This is a genomic window from Stenotrophomonas sp. 05L44_2, assembly GCF_056665995.1.
The window spans coordinates 1-6,743 of record NZ_JBFTNR010000157.1; the positions used below are offsets into that span (position 1 = coordinate 1).

The 6,743-nt window shown below is 66.1% G+C and carries 5 protein-coding genes and 2 tRNA genes; all 7 read right to left on the reverse strand.

Annotated features, from left to right (window positions below; translation table 11 throughout):
- Positions 1-1,750: tetratricopeptide repeat protein (locus tag AC1VAN_RS07460; protein WP_480985552.1), on the reverse strand; the 1,750-nt coding region annotated here is incomplete at its 3' end.
- Between the two features lie 372 nt (positions 1,751-2,122).
- A complete protein-coding gene (locus tag AC1VAN_RS07465; RefSeq protein ID WP_442251537.1) occupies positions 2,123-3,328 on the reverse strand; it encodes a CynX/NimT family MFS transporter in 1,206 nt (401 codons plus the stop codon).
- Positions 3,329-3,555: 227 nt separating this feature from the next.
- Positions 3,556-3,632: transfer RNA gene (locus AC1VAN_RS07470), tRNA-Pro, on the reverse strand.
- A gap of 138 nt (positions 3,633-3,770) precedes the next feature.
- A tRNA-Pro gene (locus tag AC1VAN_RS07475) sits at positions 3,771-3,847 on the reverse strand.
- Positions 3,848-3,903: 56 nt separating this feature from the next.
- Complete coding sequence (gene cydX / locus AC1VAN_RS07480) at positions 3,904-4,017, reverse strand: cytochrome bd-I oxidase subunit CydX (RefSeq protein WP_025876452.1); 114 nt, start codon at positions 4,015-4,017, stop codon at positions 3,904-3,906.
- A 54-nt stretch (positions 4,018-4,071) separates the two neighbouring features.
- Complete coding sequence (gene cydB, locus AC1VAN_RS07485; RefSeq protein WP_025876453.1) at positions 4,072-5,226, reverse strand: cytochrome d ubiquinol oxidase subunit II; 1,155 nt, start codon at positions 5,224-5,226, stop codon at positions 4,072-4,074.
- Between the two features lie 15 nt (positions 5,227-5,241).
- A partial coding sequence (locus tag AC1VAN_RS07490) for a cytochrome ubiquinol oxidase subunit I (protein ID WP_480985553.1) occupies positions 5,242-6,743 on the reverse strand: 1,502 nt, incomplete at its 5' end.

The window sequence follows — 6,743 nt, forward strand, 5'->3', positions numbered from 1 at the left end:
GTGCATCGTCGCGGCTGCCACGGCTGGTGTAGACGCTGCCCACGCCATCGATCAACAGGCGCGGGCGGGTCAACAGCCGTTGTTCGATCGCACTGTTCAGCGTATCGCGGCGGTTGCCATCGTCGTAACGGAACTGGCTGCCACCGAAGCTCCAGTGGGTGCGCTCGTTGCGCGTGTAGTCCACTGCAACCGCAACGCTGTCAGCGGTGATGCCGGCCACGCGTGCCTGCATCGAGGCTTCCGGATCATTGCGGGCAGCGGTCACGCCGGCGTGCCAGCGATCATTGAACTGCCAGCCGAAGCCGCCGCGCAGGCCGGTGTCGCCGATGCTGTCGTTGGGGCGCATCACCGCTGCCTCGGCATCAAGGCGGTCGAACCGGTAGCGCACGCCGGCACCGATCCACAGCGGGTCGATGTCCTGGTCCTGGAAGCTGACCGACCGGCGGTCGGCGAAGGCAAACAGGCGCCAGCGGTCGTTGAGAACCGGCGAGGCCACTTCCACGCCGTAGTGCAGGTCGTCGTTGCCCAGCGGTGAGGTGCCGCCACCGCCGGAACTGCGGCCACCCTCGACCTTGGCCAGCAGCTGCCAGCCGCGATGGGCGCGCCAGTCACGGTCCATGCGTTGCACCGCCGGCTGGCTTGGATAGCGTGCCAGCAGGTCGTCATGCAGCGGCCGCGCCAGGTCGTCGCGTTGCAGCTGCACGTAGGATTCGTACATGCCCAGGCGCGGCGCGATGTCACGCGGGTCCAGCGTATAGGCCATCTGGTGGCGCTCAAGTGCCCGCCGTGGCCAGCCGCGCATCTGGTAGACGCTGCCCAGTGAAGTCTGCAGGCTGCCATTGCCCGGGCCGACCTCGACCAGGGCTTCCAGTTCGCGCTGGGCCGTGGGCAGGTCGCCGCTGTAGGCCCGCACCATCCCCAGGTTCAGGTCGGCCTCGTAACGCGCCCAGTTCTGGAAGGGGGTCTTGCCGCCGCCCCAGCGCCAGGCCGGYTCGTCCTTCTGCCAGGCCTGCAGGTAGCCCACCGCCTTCTCCGCCTGCTCTGTTTCCAGATAGGCATAGGCCAGCTCCGAGCGTGTCTCGAAGCGTGAGGGATCGTTCTTTGCGGCGGCCTCCAGCAAGGGAATGGCCTCCTCCGGGTTCTGGGTGGCCATCAGCGAGTCGCCTACGGCTGGCAGCACGTAATCGGGCAGGGCATGGCCTTCGCGCTGCAGCGCCCGCGCCTCGTCGCGCACCTGCGCGTGACGGGCCAGGCGGTTGAGCAGGATCAGCCGGTCCATGCGGATACGCAGCGGCGCCTGCGCCTGCGTTGTGCCATCGCGCTCGACGTACTGCTCCATTTCCGCCAGCGAAGCCTCGGCCTCGTCCAGCCGGGTGTCTTCGCTTTCCCCGTAGGCCAGGCTCCAGTTGACCAGCTTGGCCACGTAGTTGGCCTCCAGCCGCGCTTTCTGGTCCTGGTCGAACAGGTTGGGCCGGGCCTGGTAAAGCCGCCAGGCGCGATGGGCGTTGCCGATGTCGCCCAGGGTCAGGACCTGCAGCTTGTACAGCAGGTCGTCGTTGGGCTCGCGCAGCTGCGCCCGCTCGATCGCTGCCAGTGCATCGACCCAGCGTGCCTGGTCACGGTAGTGCCCGATCTCGGCGAGCCGGTCGGCGCGCGTGATGACGGTGGGCGGCGAGGCCGCGTGGGCCCAGCACGCCAAAGTGGYGCAGGCCAGGCCGACGCACAGCGCCAGCGGACGATGAACAACCATGAGACCCCCCTAAGCATCCATTGCTGAACGATGTGCTCAAAAGTGTGACGCACATCACATGCCAACTATAGCTGACGCTCTGCCAAAGCGCCTACTTCCTATCCGTACCTTGTTGACGGAGAGTCCTTGGATGACCGGCCAGCCCTGTCGCAACGCGTTGTCGCGCATACACTTTTCTGCCGTCCACTGGAACGGCACGGGACAGCCAGGGGCCGCCCTGTGGGGCGATCCTGCTGGCAAGGCCAGTTCTGGACGCATAACGGGTCAGCTTCGGACACGCTACGTCACCTGCTGCGGCGGCGGTGTGTAGATCGCGGTAGTGGGGTGTGTGGGTCCAGCTTCACGGCGGCGGGCGTCAGCCCGCCGGTCCGGTCACCACAGGTCTTCCAGCTTGCGCGGCTTGCAGGCCACCCACGAGGCGCACAGCATCAGCAGTGCGCAGCCGAACAGGAAGGCGAAGGGCAGGGTCCAGCCCTCGCTGACGGTATGCAGCCAGCCGACCAGGAACGGGCCCAGGCAGCTGAAGCTGTAGCCCACGCCCTGCATGAAGCCGGACAGGGCCGCCGAACCGGTGGGGGTGCGCGTGCGCAGATTGATCAGGGTCAGCGCCAGCGGGAACGTGGACGGCCCGACGCCCAGCAGGCAGGCCCACAGCAACGGCGCCTTCATCGGGGCGAACAGCAGGCCGGCGAAGGCGATGACGAAGGCGGAGAAGCCGATCAGCACCAGCGGGAAGGGATTCTGCAGGCGCACCGCCAGCGATGGGATCACCAGCGATGGCAGCAGGCCCAGTGCCGAAAACACCGCGACCATCACCCCGCCGAAGGCGGGCGTGGCGCCGGCTTCGACCACGATGCGCGGCAGCCAGGTGAACATCGAATAGGTCATCAGCGAGGTCATGCCGAACATCAGCGTCATGCTCCAGCCCAACGAGGTACGCCAGACCTTGCCGTGCGGCTGCGCGGTGGGATCGCTGCTGTCCAGCACCGGCCTGGGCGCACTGCGTGCCAGCAGCATCCATGGCAGGGTCGCAGCCAGCGCCAGCAGCGCCCACATGCCCAGCGACACCCGCCAGCCTGCGGCGTTGGCCACCGGCACCGCCAACAGCGCCGGCATCATCGTGCCCAGCTGCAGCACGCTGATGTACAGCGTGCTCATGGTGCCGACCTTGTTGGCGAAGTAGCGCTTCACCAACGGCGGCACCACCACGTTGCCGATGCCCATGCCCGCCAGTGCGATCACCGAGCCCAGCAGCAGGGTGCCGACATTGCCGGCGCTGGAGCGCAGCAGCAGGCCGGCGGCAGCCATCAGCATCGCCAGCAGGGTGGTGCGCTCAAGGCCCAGGCGTCGTGCCAGCGCCGGGGTGGCGACGCCGAACAGAGCGAACGACGCGGTCGGCAGCATGCCCAGTACGCCGGTCATGGTGGTGCCGAAGCCGAACTGCTGGCCCAGCACGTCCAGCAACGGGGTGATGGAGGTGACGGCGGTACGCAGGTTGACCGCCGCCAGCAGGATCGCGACGAACGCCAGCACGCGCCCGTGCAGCAGTGATGGCGAAGGGGAGGTGGGCGAGGTCATGCGGTGTTCCTTGCAGGTGGCGCACGCCATGCAGAATGGCGTGCAGCGCCCGCACCGGGCGCGGCCGGTGTGGCAGGTGGGGGAGTGGCGGCCATTGTACGTGGCCGGGCCGGGTCGGGTCCCCGGCGGCATGTGCTGATGGCGGCGTAGCCGGGTGTCCCGGATTCCAGGTACAAAAAAACCCGGAGGACACTGATGTCTTCCAGGCTTCTTGGTGACCACCGGAGTGGTCGGGGAGACAGGATTCGAACCTGCGACCTCTACGTCCCGAACGTAGCGCTCTACCAGACTGAGCTACACCCCGAAGGGAGCCGCCTATTCTAGCCATTTCCCCCGATGGCGGCAAGGGGGAAGACCGTTCTGCTTCGCTGCCGTGGCAGCGACTCCTGCGGGAACAAAAAAGCCTGGAAGACTTCACCAGGCTTCAATGCGACCACCGAAGTGGTCGGGGAGACAGGATTCGAACCTGCGACCTCTACGTCCCGAACGTAGCGCTCTACCAGACTGAGCTACACCCCGAAGGAGCCGCCAAGAATACGGTGTGAAGGCCGTATCGGCAACCCTTTTTTACAGTTTCAACGCACTTCCTTGTCGGCGCGGGCGCTTTCGCGCGCTTCGAACCACATCCCGTTGAGGATGGCCACGACCGAAGCCAGGCCGGCGCCGAGAATCCAAGCGAAATACCACATGGTCAATCTCCTGTGTGCGAGGGGTGTGCCGACCCTGGGCCGGCACACGGGCAATCAGTACGCGTTGGGGTTGTCGTCCATGTCCTCGACCGTCGTCTTGCCCTTCAGCACGCGGTACACCCAGGTGGTGTAGGCGAGGATGATCGGCAGGAAGATGGCCGTGGCCAGCAGCATGACCCACAGCGTGAGGTGGCTGGACGAACTGTCCCAGACGGTCAGGCTGGAGGTGGGCTGGCTGGAGGACGGCAGCAGGAACGGGAAGATCGCAAAGCCGACGGTGAGGATGATGCCGGCAATGGACGCGCCCGAGGCGATGAAGGCCAGGCCGCCACGACGCGCGCGCAGCAGCACCGCGCTGGCAAGCGCACCCAGCAGGCCCAGCACCGGGAACACCAGCGTTGCCGGCATGCTGCTGTAGTTGCGCAGCCAGCCACCTGCGGCGGACCCCAGTTCGGCGGTCTTCAGCAGCGGATTGGTCGGCCCGTCGGTCACCACCTGCGAAGTGATCTGGTAGCCCGGCAGGCCGAAGGCCACCCAGGCGCCGGCAGCGGCGAACAGCACGAAGCTGATGATGGCGGCGATGCTGCCATAGCGCGCTGCACGTTCGGCCACCGGGCCGTCGGTCTTCAGCACCAGCATGGCCGCACCGTGCGACACCAGCATGGCCACGCTGATCAGGCCGGCGATGAGCGCGAACGGTGTGAGCAGGCCGAAGAACGAACCGGTGTAGGTCACGCGCAGGGTGTCATCGAAGTGGAACGGCACACCCAGCAGTACGTTGCCCACCGCGACGCCGGCAATCAGGCCCGGCAGCAGGCCACCGACGAACAGCACGCGGTCCCAGTTGTCGCGCCAGCGCTTGGACGGCAGCTTGCTGCGGTACTTGAAGCCGACCGGGCGCAGGATCAACCCGAACAGCATCGCAAACACCGCCAGGTAGAAGCCGGAGAAGCTGACCGCGTACAGCGGCGGCCATGCGGCGAAGATCGCGCCGCCACCCAGCACCAACCAGACCTGGTTGCCTTCCCAGACCGGGCCGACGGTGTTGATCACCAGCCGGCGTTCTTCATCGGTCTTTGCCACGAACGGCAGCAGCGTGCCGACGCCGAGGTCGAAACCATCCATGACGGCCCAGCCGACCAGCAGGATGCCGAGCAGCAGCCACCAGATCACGCGGAGCGTGGTGTAATCAAGTGCAATGAATTCCATCTGGATTCTCCTGCCTCAGGCCTGGCCGGGGGCAACGGCATTGGGGGAAACAGGGCGGATGTCGGCCTGCAGCGTCGGCAGGATGTCGTCCGGGCCCTTGCGGACCGCCTTCAGCATCAGCTTGATTTCGATGATCAGCAGCACCGTGTACAGGCTGGTGAACACCGCCAGCGTGGTCAGGATTTCATGCAGTGCCAGGCCCGATGCCGCGTAGAACGTGGGCAGCACGCCATCCACCGCCCACGGCTGGCGGCCGTACTCGGCCACGAACCAACCGCATTCGATCGCGATCCACGGCGCCGGCAGGCTCCACACGGCCAGCTTCAGGAACCAGCGCTTGTCCTGGAAGTTGTTGCGGCACGAGAAGTAGAAGGCCAGCGCGAAGAAGGCGATCAGGTAGAAGCCCAACCCGGCCATGATGCGGAAGGTCCAGAACAGCGGCGCCACGCGCGGTACGGTATCCATCGCGGCCTTGGAGATTTCCTCCGGCGTCGCGTTGAGGATGTCCTCGCGGTAACGCTTCAGCAGCAGGCCATGGCCGAGGTCCTGCCAATGGCGATCGAACATTTCACGCGCTGCAAGATCGGTCTTGTCCTTCTTCACCCGTTCCAGTGCGCCATAGGCGATCTGGCCACCGCGGATGCGGTGCTCCGCACGCTCCACCAGCTCCAGGATGCCCGGAATCGGCTGGTCCAGCGAACGGGTGGCGATCAGGCCCATCAGGTATGGGATCTTGATCGCGTAGTCGTTGGTGTGGGTGTCCTGGTTGGGAATGCCGAAGGCGGTGAAGTCGGCCGGCGCACGCTCGGTCTCCCACATCGCTTCGATCGCCGCCAGCTTCATCTTCTGGTGCTCGCTGGCGGCATAGCCGCTCTCGTCRCCCAGCACCACCACCGACAGCGAGGACAGCAGGCCGAAGGCCGCGGCGACCGCGAACGAACGGCGGGCCATGTCCCTGTGCTTGTTGCGCAGCAGGTACAGGGCGCTGATGGACATCACGAAGATCGCACCGGTCACGTAACCGGCACTGACGGTGTGCACGAACTTGGCCTGCGCCACCGGGTTCAGCAGCACCGCGGCGAAGTCGACCACTTCCATGCGCATGGTTTCCGGGTTGAACACCGCACCGGTCGGGTTCTGCATCCAGCCGTTGGCGATCAGGATCCACACCGCCGACAGGTTGGTGCCCAGCGCCATCAGCCAGGTTACGGTGAGGTGCTTGACCGGGCTCAGGCGCTTCCAGCCGAAGAAGAACAGGCCGATGAAGGTCGCTTCCAGGAAGAACGCCATCAGGCCTTCGATGGCCAGCGGCGCACCGAAGATGTCACCCACGTAATGGCTGTAGTACGACCAGTTYATGCCGAACTGGAAYTCCATSRYCAGGCCGGTGGCCACGCCSAKGRCGAAGTTGATGCCGAACAGSGYGCCCCAGAACAGGGTCATCTGCCGCCAGACCTGCTTGCGGGTCATGACGTACACGCTTTCCATGATGGCCACCATGAAGGACAGGCCAAGCG

Coding starts and splice junctions, on each gene's coding strand:
- AC1VAN_RS07465 (WP_442251537.1), bottom strand. CDS start 3,328: ATGACCTCGCCCACCTCCCCTTCGCCATCACTGCTGCACGGGCGCGTG.
- cydX (WP_025876452.1), bottom strand. CDS start 4,017: ATGTGGTATTTCGCTTGGATTCTCGGCGCCGGCCTGGCTTCGGTCGTG.
- cydB (WP_025876453.1), bottom strand. CDS start 5,226: ATGGAATTCATTGCACTTGATTACACCACGCTCCGCGTGATCTGGTGG.